The 18,084-nt window shown below is 57.1% G+C and carries 16 protein-coding genes; all 16 read right to left on the bottom strand.

Going from position 1 to position 18,084, the window contains the following annotated elements; genetic code table 11:
* Positions 1-747, bottom strand: a complete 747-nt coding sequence (locus tag QPL94_RS10730; protein ID WP_285357269.1) for a sulfite exporter TauE/SafE family protein — start codon at positions 745-747, stop codon at positions 1-3.
* Positions 744-2,909: a TRAP transporter permease gene (locus QPL94_RS10725; protein ID WP_285357268.1), complete on the bottom strand. Its 2,166-nt coding sequence runs from the start codon at positions 2,907-2,909 to the stop codon at positions 744-746. Before QPL94_RS10725 ends, QPL94_RS10730 begins: the two co-directional genes overlap by 4 nt.
* A 2-nt stretch (positions 2,910-2,911) precedes the next feature.
* Positions 2,912-3,919, bottom strand: coding sequence for a TAXI family TRAP transporter solute-binding subunit (locus tag QPL94_RS10720; RefSeq protein ID WP_285357267.1), 1,008 nt, complete (start codon positions 3,917-3,919; stop codon positions 2,912-2,914).
* A 249-nt stretch (positions 3,920-4,168) separates the two neighbouring features.
* Entirely contained in the window at positions 4,169-5,659 is a 1,491-nt protein-coding gene (gene putP, locus QPL94_RS10715; protein ID WP_285357266.1) for a sodium/proline symporter PutP, read from the bottom strand.
* A 212-nt stretch (positions 5,660-5,871) separates the two neighbouring features.
* Positions 5,872-9,051 carry a bifunctional proline dehydrogenase/L-glutamate gamma-semialdehyde dehydrogenase PutA gene (putA, locus tag QPL94_RS10710; RefSeq protein ID WP_285357265.1) on the bottom strand — a complete coding sequence of 1,060 codons (3,180 nt, stop codon included), beginning with the start codon at positions 9,049-9,051 and terminating at the stop codon, positions 5,872-5,874.
* 203 nt (positions 9,052-9,254) lie between these two features.
* Positions 9,255-10,034 carry a helix-turn-helix transcriptional regulator gene (locus tag QPL94_RS10705; protein WP_285357264.1) on the bottom strand — a complete coding sequence of 260 codons (780 nt, stop codon included), beginning with the start codon at positions 10,032-10,034 and terminating at the stop codon, positions 9,255-9,257.
* 67 nt (positions 10,035-10,101) lie between these two features.
* Positions 10,102-10,734: a dTMP kinase gene (gene tmk, locus QPL94_RS10700; protein ID WP_285357263.1), complete on the bottom strand. Its 633-nt coding sequence runs from the start codon at positions 10,732-10,734 to the stop codon at positions 10,102-10,104.
* Positions 10,731-11,798, bottom strand: coding sequence for an endolytic transglycosylase MltG (gene mltG / locus QPL94_RS10695; RefSeq protein ID WP_285357262.1), 1,068 nt, complete (start codon positions 11,796-11,798; stop codon positions 10,731-10,733). The genes tmk and mltG overlap by 4 nt, the downstream gene beginning before the upstream one ends.
* Positions 11,799-11,803: 5 nt before the next feature.
* The gene (gene pabC / locus QPL94_RS10690) at positions 11,804-12,622 is read right to left on the bottom strand and encodes an aminodeoxychorismate lyase (RefSeq protein WP_285357261.1); all 819 of its coding nucleotides are present in this window, start codon (positions 12,620-12,622) and stop codon (positions 11,804-11,806) included.
* An 8-nt stretch (positions 12,623-12,630) separates the two neighbouring features.
* Positions 12,631-13,878, bottom strand: a complete 1,248-nt coding sequence (fabF, locus tag QPL94_RS10685; RefSeq protein WP_285357259.1) for a beta-ketoacyl-ACP synthase II — start codon at positions 13,876-13,878, stop codon at positions 12,631-12,633.
* A gap of 119 nt (positions 13,879-13,997) precedes the next feature.
* On the bottom strand, positions 13,998-14,231 hold the full coding sequence (gene acpP / locus QPL94_RS10680; protein ID WP_007154069.1) for an acyl carrier protein: 234 nt from the start codon (positions 14,229-14,231) through the stop codon (positions 13,998-14,000).
* A gap of 132 nt (positions 14,232-14,363) precedes the next feature.
* Positions 14,364-15,107, bottom strand: a complete 744-nt coding sequence (fabG, locus tag QPL94_RS10675) for a 3-oxoacyl-ACP reductase FabG (RefSeq protein WP_137434886.1) — start codon at positions 15,105-15,107, stop codon at positions 14,364-14,366.
* A 9-nt stretch (positions 15,108-15,116) separates the two neighbouring features.
* Positions 15,117-16,058, bottom strand: coding sequence for an ACP S-malonyltransferase (gene fabD, locus QPL94_RS10670; RefSeq protein ID WP_285357257.1), 942 nt, complete (start codon positions 16,056-16,058; stop codon positions 15,117-15,119).
* Between the two features lie 129 nt (positions 16,059-16,187).
* A complete protein-coding gene (gene plsX / locus QPL94_RS10665; protein WP_285357256.1) occupies positions 16,188-17,189 on the bottom strand; it encodes a phosphate acyltransferase PlsX in 1,002 nt (333 codons plus the stop codon).
* A 43-nt stretch (positions 17,190-17,232) separates the two neighbouring features.
* Complete coding sequence (gene rpmF, locus QPL94_RS10660; protein ID WP_041333767.1) at positions 17,233-17,412, bottom strand: 50S ribosomal protein L32; 180 nt, start codon at positions 17,410-17,412, stop codon at positions 17,233-17,235.
* A gap of 72 nt (positions 17,413-17,484) precedes the next feature.
* Positions 17,485-18,039 carry a YceD family protein gene (locus tag QPL94_RS10655; protein ID WP_285357254.1) on the bottom strand — a complete coding sequence of 185 codons (555 nt, stop codon included), beginning with the start codon at positions 18,037-18,039 and terminating at the stop codon, positions 17,485-17,487.
* Positions 18,040-18,084: the final 45 nt, after the last annotated feature.

Below are 18,084 nucleotides of genomic sequence, written 5' to 3'. Positions count from 1 at the left end.
CTAATAAACGATGAGCCGCACCAGAATGGCCACCACCATCACCAGGGTGATCCACTTGACCCACCTGGCGCCTTCGTCACTCAGATTGACGCGAACTGCAATGAATGCACCGGTGATATTGCCAAGAGCCAGCGTCAGCCCCATACCCCACCGCACCTGGTCACTGATGGCGAAAATCAGCAGCGCCGGCACGGTATACAGCAAAACTATGGAAACCTTGAATACGTTCACCTGGCGCAGGTCAATTTTCAGCATTCGGTACAGAACCACCAGGAAAAGCGCGCCAACGCCCACCTGTATGAAGCCGCCGTAGACCCCAATCAGGAACATGGCCAGGTAGATAACAGGGCCAAGCCGGTCCGGCGTCAGCGGGCGGGTGTCCAGTATTGGCTGGGGCAGCAGCATAAACACAGAGGCGCCGATCATGGCGGCCACCAGCACAAATTCGAAGACTGCATCGGCCACCCAGGTGGCCACCCAGGCTCCCAGCAGCGAACCAACGACCGCTGGTACCGCGAGATGCAGGCTGACCACCAGGCTGCCATGCCCCATTCGATGGAAGCTGCCTACTGCAGCGATGCTCTGCAGGGTAATGGCGACCCGGTTGGTGCCATTCGCCACCTGGGGCGGCAAACCCAGAAACATAAGCAACGGCAGTGTCAGCATCGATCCGCCGGCAGACAATACGTTGATGAAGCCGGCAAGACCGCCGAGCGCAAGCAGGGCCAGGACATCAATGACCGTCATGTTTCAGCCCGGACAGCCTGCTGCTCCAATGCCGGCGAAGCCCTGCCTCGGCGAGCGCTCCAGATCAGAATTGCCAAAAATATCACCACCCCGGCTCCATCCAGCAGAACCTGACCGTGGGGCCATAGCATGAGGGCCCCGATGGGGAACATCAGCAGCCGCACAACCGGGTGGAGCTTGTGCTCCAGATAGCCCTCAAGCCCGGCAATAATGGCGTAGATGCCAAACAGGGCGAAACAGAATACCCGGATCATTTCGGTAAAGTCACCGGTAATCAGCGGTGAATAGGCAAACAGTAGCGGCACAATATACAGGCCCTTGGCCAGCTTCCAGGCGGTAAATCCGGTACGCATCTGCGGTGTACCGGCAATCGCCGCGGCTGCGAAAGCGGTCAGGCAGACCGGCGGTGTCACATTGGAGTCCTGCGACAACCAGAAAATGATCATGTGAGCAGCCACCAGCATCATCGACAGGTTCGCCGGGGAAAGGGCCTGTTCTAGCAGTTGGGTGCTGAAAGTGTCCGGTACCACCGCCAGCAGCTGCTGAGCCGTGGCCAGATCCATCGGCGCATTGAGCAGTTCCATTTTGTCCGGGGCTGCCAGCATGAAGATGGCTTTCGCCTGTTCCGGCAGGTTGCCATTCACCAGCAACTCCAGCACCTGGCCCTGGGCAATCAGGTTATAGATCGCGGGTGCCGATAGAGTCGCCAGTACGATGTAAGCCGCTGTAACCGGCAAGCCCATACCCAGAATCAGTGATGCCAGGGCGACAAGCAGAATTGTGATAACCAGGCTGCCTCCGGCCCAGTCGGTAATCATCAGCGAAAAGGTATTTCCAATACCCGTGGTGGAGACCACCATCACGATCAGACCAACGGTAATCAGCAAAATCGCGGTGGTGGTTATGTTTCTTGCGCCCATGGCCAGCGCATCCAGAATATCCCGAAACCCCATAGGGTGCCTGGACAAACGGGACGCAACGATCACGGAAAGGATGGCGATGCCGGCAGCATAGGTGGGCGTGAACCCGTAAATCAGTGCTGCGATCAGCACGACCAGTGGCAACAGAAAATGCCAGCCGTCTTTCATCACCTCCTTCAGAGTGGGCGCTTCCTCGTCTTCCAGTTTGACCGCGTGGCTGCGTTTCGCCTCAATCCGCACGAACATGGCCACCGAGAGGAAGTACAGCAGCGCAGGTAGCGCCGCCACGCCAATGATGGTCAGGTAGGAGACCTGGGTGTAAGAGGCCATGATAAATGCACCGGCTCCCATCACCGGAGGCATCAGCTGGCCACCGGTGGATGCCGCCGCCTCAACACCGGCAGCAAAACGGGCCGGAAAGCCCGCCTTGCGCATCAGGGGTATAGTGATTACACCGGTCGACACGGTATTGGCGACACTGGAGCCGGACACCGAACCCATCAGCCCCGAGGAAAAGACCGCCACAAAGCCAGGGCCACCGACAAAGCGGCCGGCAGCACAGCGGGCCAGCTCAATGATAAAATCGCCAGCGCCGGATTTGACGAGGAAGGCACCGAACAGGATAAACATGAACACGTAGGTCCAGGATATCCGTGCAATCGAGCCCAGCATGCCCTGGCCACCGAGGTAGGATCGGAACAGCACCGTTTCCCATGAAAGACCCGGAAAGTTGAAAATACCGTCAACATACTGCCCCCACCAGGCCACATAGGTCAGGGCCACCACACACAACAGCGGAATGAACCAGCCCACGGTCCTTCGGGCCAACTCCAGAATCAATACCACTGCGGCGATGGAGACAATCCAGTCCGCGATATTGAAGTTGACGCCACGCTGGTAAAGGTCATCCTCAAAGAGGATCAGGTAAAAGGCGCAGGCCATTGCGACCAGACCAAGCACCACATCCACGCCCAGCACCACCCGCTGACTGGCAGCCGAGCGGGCCTTCAGCATCGGGTTGGTCAGGGTGCAGATCAGACCAAACAGGCCAAAGTGCAACGCCGATGTCCACAGGGTCGACAGTGTGGACAGGGTGTTGAAGTACAGGTGAATCAATGCAGCGCCAACAGCCAGCCAGAAGATCACCGGCCCGATCAGCCGGTGATCCAGTCGTTCGGCTGCATCGCTGATGCTTTCGTCGCGAACCTCCACCGGAGGTTCGCCCGTTTCCCGCTCAGCCACGATTACTCGGCAATCAGCCGATCAGGAATGGTGAGCCCCTGCTCCTGGTAAAACCGGACTGCGCCCGGATGAAGCGGCATGGGCAACCCGGCTATGGCCTTGTCCAGTGCCATCGCTTTGGTCGCCGGATGGATGTTGTTCAGGAACGGCAGATTGGCGTAGATCGTTTTCGTGATCTGGTAAACATCCTCTTCGGAAACATCCGCCCGTACGGCGAGGATATTGGGCTGGGCAATGGTCTCGATCGCCTCGTCCTGATTGGGGTAGGTGCCCGCCGGGATGGTGTACGGAGTCCACAGCTCGAAATCACTGTTCACCTCGGCCAACTGTTCGGTGGTGAAATTCAGGGTGGCAATGTCGCTGCCCATGTTGGCATAAGCCCGGGTAACCGCTGATGCCGGTACGCCGGCCGGGATGTTCATGCCATCGATATTGCCATTCTGCAGTGCGTCAGCACTGGGGCCATAGCCGAGATACGCCAGATCGATCTTGTCCAGATCAATGCCCACGTTGCCCAGGATAAAGCGTCCGGAGCCCTCAGTACCGGAGTTCCGGGCACCAATGGAAAAACTTTCGTCGTAAAGATTGGTCATGTCGGCAATGGTGCCGGTGTCCGCCAATTCTTTGGACACCACGAAGTGTTCGACGTTTTGCCAGAGCATGGAGACGGAGCGGAGGTTCTTGTAGGCCTTTGGCACCGGTCCGGTACCGTTCCAGGCATAGGCACCATAAAGGCCCTGGAGAATACCGAACTGAATCTGGTCCTCGTCCATCAGCTTGAGGTTCTCGCCGGAACCGGCAGAACTGATGGCAGACACGGAAATGTTGGTCGTGGGCTCGAGCTTTACCTTGATCAGCGTGGAAAGGGCAACGCCCACCGGGTAATAGGTACCTCCGGTCGTCGCGGTGCCCATGACGTAGTTGCCTTCGGCGTGCACCCCGGAAGAAAAGGAAAAGATGGCGGCTGCCAGTAAGCCCACGGTGGATTGCAGAAATTGGTTCTTGTTCATAATCCATTATCCTTTTGTGATTATTATCGTCCGCAACTGAGATCTCACCTTATCAAGGTAGTGGCTAAGTCTGGGATCTACCAGTTGATGCAACGAGTTCTAGACCTTGGTATGAGTCTTGACTTGCTCCGCAATAATTCGCTGCGCCTAATGCAACAAACCCCCGCTGGTAGGCGGGGGTTTGTCGACAAACTCACAGGGCTCCTTGTTAAACCCTGCCGTTTCTTCGGGCGCTATGCGCCCGTTGCATCAGCGAGTGATGTGCTGATATTCACCAGCATCTGCAGTCACACTGCTCACCGCCAGGATCGCAATGAAGGAAAGGATAAAGCCAGGAATGATCTCGTACACACCCGGGCCACCCATGAACTCACCGTTCCAGCCCAGTGAAATCCAGATCATAACGGTAGCAGCACCAGTGACCATGCCTGCGATGGCGCCCGCGCCGTTGGTGCGCGACCACATCAGCGACAGGATGATCAGCGGGCCAAAGGCGGCACCGAAACCTGCCCAGGCGTTACTGACCAGAGCCAGAACCTGAGAATCCGGGTCAGAGGCGATCACGGCAGCAACCAGACCAACCAGTACAACACAGATCCGGCCAACAAATACGCATTCCTTGTCGTCGGCTTCCTTGCGCAGGAACAGACGATAGAAGTCTTCAGTCAGTGACGATGAGGACACCAGAAGCTGGCTGGAGATGGTGCTCATGACTGCTGCAAGCAAGGCAGCATAGAGGAAACCGGTGATCAGCGGATGGAACAGCAGGTTCGACAGAATGATAAAGATGGTTTCCGGATCTTCTATATCCAATCCATTGCGAATGGCGTAGGCCCGGCCGAACACGCCCAGAGAGACGGCACCAATCAGGGAAATAGTCATCCAGCCCATACCGATGTTACGAGCCACAGGTACTTCTTTCAAAGTGCGAATTGCCATAAAGCGCACGATGATGTGGGGCTGACCAAAATACCCAAGCCCCCAGGTAACCGCAGACAGCCAGCCGATAAAGGTCAGTCCCTCCGTCCACGACAGTAGCGTGGGGTCGACTTCATTCAGAGTCTGTGACGCCTGGGCGAAACCGCCGCCACCTTCACCAAAGAGCACCACCGCCGGCATAATCACCAGCGCCAGCATCATGATGCAACCCTGGACAAAGTCCGTCATGCTCACCGCCAGGAAACCACCAACAACGGTGTAGGCCAGAACCACGCCGAGCGTGATGACGATACCCACTGCGTAATCACTCAACCCACCGAAGTTGAAGATTCCGGCAAAGGCACTTTCAAACAGCTTGCCGCCGGCAACCAGGCCGGACGCGGTGTAAACCGCAAAGAAAATAACGATAACGATCGCGGATACCGTTCTCAGCGACAGTGCCTGAGTCGGGAACCGGTTCGCCAGGAACGAGGGAATGGTGATCGCATTACCATAGTGAACCGTCTGTTCACGAAGCCGTGGCGCCACCAGGGTCCAGTTAAAGAACGCACCCACAAGCAGGCCGATACCGATCCAGGCCGAACCCAGGCCCGATGCAAACAGCGCCCCCGGAAGACCCAGAAGCAACCAACCACTCATGTCTGATGCCCCGGCCGATAGCGCCGCCACCTTTGGACTGAGTGCTCGCCCACCCAACATGTAATCTTCGGATGAAGACGTAGCTCTGCGCATTGCATAAACGCCGATGGCGATCATGAGCGCAAAATAAAGAAATAGACTTATCCAAACACCAATAGCCATGAAACTCCTCCAGTTCAATAGGACGGATCTGACTCCGACCGGTTGGTGCGTTTACCATGTTCAAACCGGTAGCCGCACGCTTTGTTTTTTTAATGCTTCTTCTTGCCCAAGTGATGAGGCGCTACTGCCTATAGCGCCAGCCTCCGCATCGCAATGCCTACCTCCTTATCCGTCAGTTTTCGTTCCGCCCTGCTTTAAGAGCATAGCGCCGTTTACACCTTTTCGATTCCAAGGGACAGCAGCGAGGCATTCCCCCCCACGGCTGTCGTGTTTATCGTACGAGTTCTTTCGGTGGCGAACCGCAGCAGATAATGCGGACCACCAGCTTTGGGGCCGGTGCCCGACAAGCCCCGACCACCAAAGGGCTGAACACCGACAACCGCACCGATCTGATTCCGGTTGACATAGGTATTGCCCACTTTCACGCGCTGTTCAATATACGCCGCCGTGGATTCGCTGCGGCTGTGAATTCCCAGCGTAAGGCCATACCCGGCTGCGTTAATGTCATCAATAACCTCATCCAGTTTCTCTGCAGTGTAGTGGACAACGTGAACAATCGGCCCGAAATGTTCCCTTTTCAGCTCATTTATGCCCGAAATTCCGTAGGCCGATGGTGCTACGAAATACCCTGACTGGCAGGATTCAGGCAGTGGCGCACTGGCAATAAAGCGGGCGCCCTTGTCCAGCTCCGTCAGATGCGACTGCAGACTGGACCGTGCTTCGTCATCAATCACCGGCCCGACATCGGTACTGTGCAGCTCCGGATTACCAACCGACAGCTCCTGCATGGCGCCTGCCAGCAAGGTTTCCATTCGCTCGGCCACATCCTTCTGAATATAGAGCACACGCAGTGCCGAGCAGCGCTGCCCTGCACTGGCAAAGGCGGACTGGATCACATCCCTGACCACCTGCTCCGGTAACGCACTGCTGTCCACAATCATGGCATTCTGCCCGCCCGTCTCTGCGATCAGGGGCACAATGGCTCCCTCGCGCTGAGCAAGGGCACGATTGAGGATATGCGCTACCTCTGTAGAACCGGTGAAGGCGACGCCGGCAATCCTGGGGTCCGGGGTCAGTTTGCCGCCGATTGATGCACCATCACCGGGTAAAAGTTGAAGCACCTCAGGCGGGAATCCGGCCTCGAGCATCAGCTCAAAGGCGCGGCCTGCCACCAGGCTTGTCTGTTCCGCCGGTTTGGCAATGACTGTATTACCCGCAACCAGGGCGGCCATGATCTGGCCGGTAAAAATGGCCAACGGGAAATTCCAGGGACTGATGCAGAGAAATACGCCACGCCCTTCCATGTAGAGGTCGTTGCTCTCTCCCGTTGGCCCGGGCAAGGCCATGGCGTCGCCGAACCGGGCCCGCCCCTGAATGGCGTAATAACGGCAAAAATCAACAGCTTCACGAACCTCATCGATGCCATCCTGCATGGTTTTACCGGCTTCACGGCAACAGATTGCCATGAGTTCTTCCATGTGGGATTCCATCAGGTCCGCGAATGCTTCCAGGCACCGGGCACGATCCCCCACAGGGCGATCCCGCCAACCCGGGAACCCCTCAGCAGCCACATCAAGCGCTTCAGCCGACAGGGCCTCGGTGCTCCAGTAGACATGCCCCACGGGTCGGGTTGTGTCGAAGGGCGCGGTGATTTCCCTGGGGCTTCCTTCACGTCTTTTCTCACCCCTGATCACCGGGGCTGCTTCCCAGCCGGATTCCGACCACTGGGCAAGATGGTTCAGCAGCGGATCAAGATCGGCTGCAACGTGAATATTCATACCCCTGGAATTACGACGCTCATCGCCATAGATATGAGTTGGCGCTGGAATCCGGTCATTGGGCAGTGAATCGTATTTCTGGAGTTCGTGAACCGGATTCTGAACCAGGTCTTCAATGGGGGTCGCCGCATCCACCAGACGGTGTACGAAGGAGGAATTGGCGCCGTTTTCCAGCAGGCGACGCACCAGATACGGCAACAGATCCTTGTGGGCGCCAACCGGAGCGTAAATGCGCACGGGGATATCGTTCTCCGCGAGGATACTGTTGTAAAGCGCATCACCCATACCATGGAGGCGCTGGAACTCGATCCGGCGGCGCTTGCTCTTTGCCATGGCCAGCACCGAGGCAACGGTGTGGGCGTTATGACTGGCCAACTGGGGATACAACGCCCCTTCGGTATAGTCACTCAGCAGGAATCGAAGGCACGCCAGATAGGACGTATCGGTGGCTTCCTTGCGGGTAAATACCGGATAACTTTCCAGCCCCAGCTGCTGGCAGATCTTGATTTCGGTGTCCCAGTAGGCACCTTTGACCAGCCGGATGGGAATCTCATCGCCCTGCTCCCTGGCCAGCTTTGTCAGCCAGCAAAGAACCGGCAGCGCCCGCTTGGAATAGGCCTGGATAACCAGCCCGAAGCCGCCCCACCCTCTGACCACCGGGGAACTGAACACCCTTTCAAACAACTTTAGTGAGATTTCCAGACGATCCATTTCCTCGGCGTCGATGGTAATCGACACCTTGTTCTCCCGGGCGAATTCCAGAAGACCCGTCAGTGTGGCACCGAGTTCCTGCAGAACACGCTCTTGCTGGGACACTTCGTAGCGGGGATGCAGCGCGGAGAGCTTGATGGAAATCGAGGGTGCCGGGGCCTTGCTGCCGGGATAGGTGTCGTTTCCGACCGATGCGATGGCATCCATATAATCCTTCAGGTAGCGGGCGGCATCGTCGCTGGTCATTGCCGCTTCGCCCAGCATATCGAAGGAATAGCTGTAGCCCATGTCGCGGTATTCCCGGGCGTTCTTCAGTGCCTCATCAATATCACGGCCGAGAACAAACTGTTTGCCCATAATGGCCATGGCCTGGTACATGGCACTGCGAATGACCGGCTCACCGCTGCGCTTGACCAGGCGTCGCCAGATGCTGGAGGGCGAACCGTCAAGGCGCTTGTCCATTTTGACCACCCGCCCTGTCAGCAGAAGCCCCCAGGTAGAGGCATTGACGAGCGTGGACCCACTGCGACCAACGTGTTTTTTCCAGTCGGCGTCGGAAAGTTTGTCCTGAATCAGGGCATCGGCAGTGTATTTGTCAGGAATACGCATCAATGCTTCTGCCAGACACATGAGCAGGATGCCTTCCTGGGTATCCAGGCTGTACTCCTGCAGGAGCGCATCGATCATATGGACGGAATCGTCCTGGTCCCGGACCTTTTTAATCAGGCTGGTAGCCGTCTCGGTGATGGCGCGATGCTCTGCAGCATCACTCTGGGCCAGGGGAATCAGTTCATTAAGGTAGCGCGCTTCATCAACGGCGTAGTTGGCGATGATTCCCTGCCAGAAAAAGGATTTTGGCTGTTCCTGAAATGCAGGCTCTAACACCTTGCTTGCATTGAACATGTCCGCGCCTCGTCGATGGCACCGGCTACCAGCCGAATACCCGGATTTATTATTCTGTTTGGGTCAGACAACAGGCACGAATCAGTCCAGCGCCCTGACGATGACCAGCTACCTCCATAAGTTAGTATTACTACGGATCACAAGCTTACAAAATCCTACGATTTTTTTGTAAATTCATCCGGAAATGGGCGTTTTTTAGCAAATCAGGCAACTTTGCCATCAATTCGTAATCTGGAAGGTGTTGTGCCCTTGTGTTTTCGGAGGGCATTGGTGAGGGCACTCTGAGAGGAGAATCCGGTTCGGTAACTGACTTCCGACACCGACAGCGGGGTCATTGTCAGCAGCTGTACAGCCTGGTCAAGGCGAGTCTGCAGCAAGAACTGATGTGGCGTCACACCAACCACCTCCCGGAACATTTCATGAAAACGGCTGACGCTGAGGCAGGCAACCCCGGCCAGATCGTTGACGGTGATCTTGCGCTGGATGTTTTCCATGATATAGCGCCGGATCGTATCCGGGCTTATGGCATGGCGATTCTGGCGAACTTCGCGGCCGTCATTCAAGCGCTCGGCCATGCAGTGCAGGATACTCGCGCCCATGTGGTGCTTCATGCCCTCGTTTTCAGGCGAGCGATCAAACTCTCCGGCGACAAACTGCACCAGTCCCTGCAACTTGCTGTCCAGCACCAGTGTGCGTGGCCGCTCGAATAGTGGGGCCAATGTTTCGTATTCACTGTGAGCAGGGCTGTTGAAGGCTGGCACATAAGGATCGAGATTGATCACCAGAACGTGATTCTGGAGGTCGCCACAGTAATCATGCCTGGCTTCGGTGGGCACCAGGCATGCACGCCAGGTATCCAGGTGGGAACGGGTTCCGTCTACGCTGAGATCGGCTTCGCCGCGAACCCCCACAACAATCTGGTGGTGTTCATGGCGATGGTGATGAGAAGCCGTTGGAAGCTTGAGCAAGCGTGCGTTCAACATACCCGCGACCTGGAGGATGATTGAGAATGTTACTCAATTAAAGCAGAACATCGCGCAACATGCACGATCAGGACCGACGGGCCAGCCGGTTAACCAGACTGGTAACGTCGCGGCTGACCGCTTCCAGCGGCTGTGCCGCATCCACTATATGATATCGGCCAGGGTCTGCCGCAGCCCGCTCGAGATAGGTCCGGCGAATGCGCTCGAAGAACGCGACGGCTTCCTGCTCAAACCGGTCCAGCTCGCCCCTGTGACGGGCGCGCGTCATCCCGGTTTCTACTGGCGCGTCCAGCAGAATAACCTGGTCCGGCCGAAAGCTCCCCTGCACCAGGTTTTCCAGAAGGGCGATACGCTCTGCAGGCACACCGCGCCCTCCTCCCTGATAGGCAAAGGTGGCGTCGGTAAAGCGGTCACACAATACCCAGCGCCCGGCCTCCAGCTCCGGAAGTATGCGGGTATGAAGGTGCTGCGCACGAGCCGCGAACATCAGCAGCAACTCGGTCATGTCATTGACGGGCTCGTCCCTGGGAGCCAGCAGAAGCTCGCGGATGGACTCCGCCATGGGTGTGCCGCCGGGTTCCCGGGTCACGGTATAGTCGACACCGAGCGCCTTCAGGGCAGCCGCCGCATTTGCCAGCTGAGTGGACTTGCCAACGCCTTCCGTACCCTCAAAGGTAATGAACTGCCCGCGGCCGGTCATTGCTCAGTTTCCCCGGTTTCAGGAGCCGGGACAGGTGCCGGCGACGAGCGGTAGTCAGAGCGGCGGTTGAGCTGGAATTCCCGCACGGCCTTCTGATGCTCCTGCAAGGTCCGGGAAAACTTGTGGGTGCCGTCACCGCGTGCGACAAAATACAGGGCATCACCATCGGCCGGGTTCAGTGCAGCGTGAATCGCTTCCTGTCCGGGCAAGGCTATGGGTGTCGGTGGCAGGCCATCGATGCGGTAAGTGTTGTAGTCAGTGCGGGTTTGCAGATCGCTGCGGGTGATTCGGCCCTGATAACTCTCTCCCATGCCATAAATCACCGTTGGGTCCGTCTGCAGCCGCATGCCTTTCTCCAGGCGGCGGACGAAAACACCCGCTACCTCTTCACGTTCGTGGGCGGCACCCGTTTCCCGCTCGACAATCGAGGCCATGATCAGTGCTTCGTAAGGCGAATCATAAGGCAGGTTTTCAGCTTTGGACTCCCATTCAGCGGCCAGCACTTCTTCCATCCTTTCGAATGCACGGCGCAACAGATCGAGATCGGATTCATTACTGGTAAACAGATAGGTATCCGGGAAGAACCGCCCCTCAGGATGCTCGCCTTCAGCCCCCATGGCTTCCATGATCTGATCGTCGGTCCAGTCCGTGGTTACTTTCTCAAGTCGTTCGCTGGCTTCCAGCGCACGGCGCATATCCCGGAATGTCCAACCTTCGATGAACTGGATCTGCCAGTGCTTGGTGGCGCCGGCCACCATCATCGCAATCATGTCCAGCGTACTCATTCCGGCGGTGAATTCGTACTCCCCTGCCTTCAGGCGCGTCTGGTCCGGGAAGAGCCTGCCATGGATCTTCAGCCACAGGCTGTCACCTGCAAGACCTTCCTCCTCGAGCTTGCGGGCAACCTGCCCGTAACCACTACCGGAGGGAACACTGAACAGCACCGGCTCGGTCAGTGCTACCGGTTGCTCAAGGGTCTGGAGCCCCTGCCATACCCAGAGGCTACTGCCGGCAACTGCCAGAACGACGAGGCAAAACAGACTGATTAATAACTTCTTGAACAAGCTCTTTATTCCAATGTTTGCAGAGGGTCGCAGATTGTCTCAAGCCCGCCATCCACTGGCAAATCAACACCACTCATTATGCGAACAGGAACAATACCCACAACGCTGTTGGTCAGATAAAGCCCCCGGAAACCGGGCAACGAGAGGATGGAAGGCGGAACGGTTTCCTCGCGGATCTCGTGTCCGGTTTCCCTCAGACAATCAATCAGATACTTTCGCATTACACCTGCTACCGCAAGACTTCCGACAGGTGGGGTAAGCCATTTATCACCGTGCCGGACAAACAGATTTGTCCGTGTACCCTCAACCAGGTTTCCTGCTGAATCCCGCATAATCAGCTCGAACTCCTTACCGGTAAACTCGCGGCTTGCCATAACCTGTTCCAGCCGGTTGAGCGTTTTGATACCGGCCAGTTGTGGATTCACCGTCAGCGGAAATTTTGAACAGTCTGCCACAACTCCGCCATTGTCGGGGAGCGTCGGCATGGCTGATACGGACACAATCAGGTGAGGCTGGCAGATCTCGGGCAAGCGATACCCCCGCCCTCCGTTGCCGCGGGTAAGAACGAGCTTGAGCACCCAGTCGAAGCCTTCAAAACCGGCTTCGTAATCGAACCCGGCCTGCGTTATTGCGGCATCCAGGCCACGACGGTCAACCGGTATGCCCAGCCGAGCGGCATCCGCCACCATCCGGTCCAGATGGAGCCGGCGCAATACGGCCTGGTGACCGCGCATCCGGATGGTTTCAAACAGGCCGTCACCATAGGCTAGTCCGCGATCGGCTGCGGGAATGTCACTGCTGTCAGCCCGGATAACATTCAGCACAAGCTTGCTCAGTCCTCGTAGCGCCGGAAAATCAGGGTACCGTTGGTTCCGCCAAACCCGAAGGAGTTTGACAGGGCAACCCGAACGTCCGCCTTGCGGCTTTTACCGGCGACAAAGTCGAGGTCACAGCCTTCATCCGGCTCATCCAGGTTGATGGTGGGAGGCAGGACACCGTCGCGAATCGACAACAACGAGAAAATGGCCTCAACGGCACCTGCCGCGCCGAGGAGATGTCCGGTCATGGACTTCGTGCTGCTCACAGACAACTTGTAGGCGTGGTCGGCAAACACCGATTTTACGGCGGCTACTTCGGCTACGTCACCCACCTGGGTGGAGGTGCCGTGAGCGTTGATGTAGTCGACCGTGTCGGGGTCAAGTCCGGCATCGCGGATGGCATTTTTCATTGAGCGGGCCGCACCTTCGCCATTTGCCGGCGGGGAGGTGATGTGAAAAGCGTCGTCACTCATGCCAAATCCGATGACTTCCCCGTGGATGGTTGCGCCTCTGCGCTTGGCATGCTCAAGTTCCTCAAGCACCACCACGCCGGCGCCATCACTGAGTACAAAACCATCCCTGCCAGAGTCCCAGGGCCGGCTCGCCTTTTCCGGCTCGTCATTGCGAGTGGATAAGGCCCTGGCCGCCGAAAATGCGGCGATGGAGCTGCGAGTGGTCGCCATTTCCGACCCACCCGCCAGCATCACATCCGCATCACCATAGGCGATGGTACGGGCGGCATAACCGATATTGTGGGTGCCCGTGGTGCAGGCGGTCACGATGGCAATGTTGGGGCCCTGGTAACCAAAGCGAATGGCGACATTACCGGAGATCATGTTGATGACGGACGCTGGCACAAAGAATGGCGACACCTTTCTGGGCCCCGATTTCTCCATGGTAATGACCGTCTTTTCGATATATTCAAGACCGCCGATACCAGAGCCAATGGCAACCCCCACCCTTTCCCGATCGAGGTCAGCATAGTCTTCCAGACCGCTGGCATTGACTGCCTGCTGGGCTGCAATGAGACCATAATGAATAAATGGGTCGAGCTTCCTGGCGTCTTTGGTGGACAGGTAGGATTCCATATCCAGATTTTTGATACCGCCGCCGATCCGTGTGTTGTATCCGGTCGTGTCGAACCGGTCGATTTCGGTGATACCACTGCGCCCGGCCAGGATACCCTCCCAGGACGAATCCACATCATTGCCCAGTGGTGACAGCATTCCCATGCCTGTTATCACAACACGTCGTTTAGCCATATCCCCTTCACCTGAAGTCTTTTCCGGTACTGGTGTAACAAATGCCAGCCAATAAAAAAGCCGCCCATTGCAGTATCACATGGACGGCTTCTTGCCTGGCGTAAAAAACGTGCTGAGTATCAGGTGTGCGCGACGATGTAGTCGATCGCGTCCTGAACACTCGCCAGCTTTTCCGCTTCCTCGTCCGGAATCTCGGTCTCGAACTCTTCCTCGAGTGCCATGACCAGCTCAACGGTGTCCAGTGAGTCAGCGCCAAGGTCCTCTACAAAAGAAGATGTGTTCTGAACTTCGGACTCTTTCACGCCCAACTGCTCACAAACGATCTTCTTAACGCGCTCTTCAACTGTACTCATAATGTCCTCACTTTTGTGTCAACCAAGCAACTTAAGTGCTGCCAGTTTAGTTTAAACCATACCTGCAAACAAGCAGGGGTTCCATTCAAACATGTTGTGCAACAAGGGTTTGCGCACATGCCCCCGCAGGGACTATCCCATGTACATACCGCCATTGACGTGAATCGTTTCGCCCGTCACGTAACCGGCGGCCTCCGAGGCCAGGAAGGCAACAACCGCTGCCACTTCTTCCGGCTCACCCAGACGACCGGCAGGTATGACTTCCATCATAGCCTCGCGTTGCTTGTCGTCCAGTTTTCGGGTCATATCCGTGTCAATAAATCCCGGGGCAACACAGTTTGCGGTGATGCCCCGGTTCGACATTTCTTTCGCCAGGCTACGGGTAAAGCCCTCTACACCGGCCTTGGCAGCACAGTAGTTGGCCTGCCCGGGATTACCCATGCCTGCCACTACCGAGCTGATATTGATAACCCGGCCCCATCGGGCCTTTGCCATGCCACGCAATACAGCCTTGCTGGTGCGATAGACACTCGACAGGTTGGTTTCAATCACAGACGACCAGTCGTCGTCCTTCAGGCGCATTAACAGGTTATCACGGGTGATCCCCGCGTTGTTGACCAGGATCACCGGGGTACCGGCTTTTTCATTCACTTCTTTCAGCCCGGCGTCGATGCTGTCCGGGTCCGCGACGTTCATTACAATACCGAAACCCTTCGCGCCCGCGGCTTTCAGATCGGCCGAGATAGACTCCGCACCCGCTTCACTTGTTGCGGTGCCAACGACTGTTGCGCCCTGATCAGCCAGCGCTCTGGCGATGGCTTTACCGATTCCACGGGTTGCACCGGTTACCAGTGCAGTTTTGCCTTCAAGAGACATGTAATGCTCCTATCCTTTCTGTCCGAATGCCTCTGACGCCTTTGTCAGGGCATCCGGCTCCTCAATTCCATAGACCGACAGGTCACGATCGATCCGCTTTGCCAGGCCAGCAAGCACCTTGCCGGCGCCGCACTCTACCGCGATCCCGACTTCATTAGCCACCAGCTCGCGGATTGTGTCTGTCCACAACACTGGAGAGTATAGCTGCTTGACCAGATTGCTCTTGAGTGTGTCGCTATCCTGGGCAACAGTCGCTGTGACATTCTGAACCACGGGAATGACAGCATCGTTAAAACTGACTTCATCAAGTGCTGCTGCCAGCTCCTCTGCAGCACCCTTCATCAGCGCACAGTGGGACGGCACACTCACCGGCAGAGGCATTGCCTTGCGCGCACCACGAGCCTTGCAGGCCTCGATAGCACGCTCCACTGCAGCAGCAGAACCGGCAATCACCACCTGGCCAGGCGCATTGAAGTTCACGGCACTAACCACATCACCATTGGCGGCCTCTGAACAGGCCGCGATAACATCGTCATCCTCCAGACCGATAATGGCCGCCATCTTGCCTTCACCGGCCGGCACAGCTGTTTGCATGAGCTCACCGCGCAAACGTACCAGCTTGATGGCATCAAAAAAGTTCAGACTCTCGGCCGCCACCAGGGCGCTGTATTCCCCAAGGCTGTGTCCGGCCAGAAAATCAGGCGCCTTACCACCGGCGACAAACCATTGCCGCCACAGCGCAACACTGGCGGTAAGCAGGGCGGGCTGTGTCACCGTGGTCTGGTTCAGTTCCTCTGCCGGGCCATGCTGGCACAGGTGCCAGAGGTCATACCCCAGTAGGTCGGAGGCTTCCGAGAAGGTTTTTTCTATGATCGGCCAGCTCTCGGCTGCTGTCGCCAGCATGCCTACAGACTGCGATCCTTGTCCGGGAAAAATAAAAGCTGAATTCATAGCGCGAATCTTACCGTTAATGAGGGGTTACGGGAGATTAGCCAATAGTACAACTCCGGGGACGGTACAGCCAATCTGGCAAATATGGGAAGAGACTTTAGTCTCAGAGGGCTTTTCGCAGAGGGACATTCAGAACATCAGGTCATCGAGACGTTCATTGATGCGGATGGGCACTTCCAGCTCTACCTCGAGTACAGCCTGACGAATCGCTGCCAGCATGGCGCGCTCATTCGCATTGCCGTGGCTCTTGATCACTACACCCTGGAGCCCGAGAAGGCTGGCGCCGTTATGGCGCGAAGGGTCCATCAGTCTGAGCAGACGCCCGATCATCGGCCGGGCCAGCAAGCCGACAAATTTCCCGTAAAGGGTTTTGGTGAATGCCTGCTCCAGCAGCTCAATCAACAGTCCGGCAACGCCCTCGCCGGTCTTCAGGGCGATATTGCCAACGAAACCATCACACACCACCACATCAGCCACATCCCTGAACAGGTCACTGCCCTCGATATACCCGATGTAATTGATGGTATCGCACTGAGCCAGCATATGAGAGGCAAGCCGCACCTGCTCATTACCCTTGATCTCTTCCTCGCCGACGTTCAGCAGTGCCACGCGCGGCTCGGGCTGATTACAGATGGCCGACGCCATCAGTGACCCCATCAAGGCATACTGATAGAGGTTTTCCGCCGTGGAATCCACGTTGGCACCCAGGTCCAGCACGTGGCAGCGGCCCCGCAGGGACGGGATCAGTTTGGCAATCGCGGGCCGCTCGATACCCGGATACATGCGGATAACAGATCGCCCGAAAGCCATCAGCGCGCCGGTATTACCGGCGCTGACGCAGCCCTGGGCAACGCCATCACGAACCAGCCCAAGGGCAACGGCCATGGAGGAATTGCGTTTATGCCGAAGTGCATGGGAGGGCCGCTCATTCATGCGCACCACATCAGCTGCCTCGACAATGCGAATCCGAGGGTGGCCCTCATGCAACAAAGCCTCGAGCTCGCTCCGGATTCCCACCAGAACAAGACTCAAGGCTTCGTTTTCTTTCACCGCATCCAGTGAAGCGGAGACCACCACGGCGGCTCCGCGATCACCACTCATGGCGTCAATCGCGATGGTGACCGGCTTCACCGTTCCTCCATCTCGCACTGGCGGGTGGGATGCTAACGACGATTTACTCGTCGCTGGCCTCAATTACCTGCTTGCCACGGTAAAAACCGTCTGGCGACACATGGTGACGACGATGCACTTCACCAGTGGTGGTGTCAGTGGACAAAGCTGCAGTGCTCAGGGCGTCGTGTGAGCGACGCATACCGCGCTTTGAGCGGGTCTTTCGGTTCTTCTGTACAGCCATGGTTATGCTCCTGACCTGATAAACGTGTGTTCGTGAAATTCGCGCCGGCTTTCTGTGAAAAACGACGCCTGATTAGTGTTTCTTCGTCTTGAGATCCGCCAGCACGCTGAACGGATTGTCTTCAGACTTTTTCACCGGCTCTTCACCGGAATTATCCGGCTCGAAGGCTTCCAGTTCCTCCCTGGCGGGACACTCGTCGCGCTCATGAAGCGGGAACGGAGGCAGAACCAGCAGCAGCTCGTCTTCGGTCATGGACCACAAATTCGCGCTGAAATCGTCTGTCAGAAACGGTTCAAGTTCCTTGGGCAACTGTTGCGCCTGCTCATCGCTGGTTACCAGCCCCAGCGTAAAGCTGGAAACCAGCGTTTTCTGCATGGGCCCCATGCAACGCTGACATTCCAGGATTACCGGCGCTTCCAGCTCGCCTGTCACCATGCGCCGGCGCTCACTGTCCATGGAAAATAACAGCTCTACACGGCACACCGCACCGTCCTCAAATCCGTAAACGGAATCACCAAAGCGAGACAATGCCTTCAGAGGAATTTCTCCCTCCAACACAATGTTTTGCTCTGCCAAACGATAAGGATCGACAGTTTTGGGCAGCTCGGCGCTTGAGGCATTTGACATAGGCGCGCAATTTTAGGGGCCCGGCGCGCTGCTGTCAAAGACTTC

Source organism: Marinobacter sp. SS13-12 (assembly GCF_030227115.1).
Classification (GTDB): domain Bacteria; phylum Pseudomonadota; class Gammaproteobacteria; order Pseudomonadales; family Oleiphilaceae; genus Marinobacter.
This window is presented reverse-complemented; position numbering and strand designations above follow the sequence as displayed.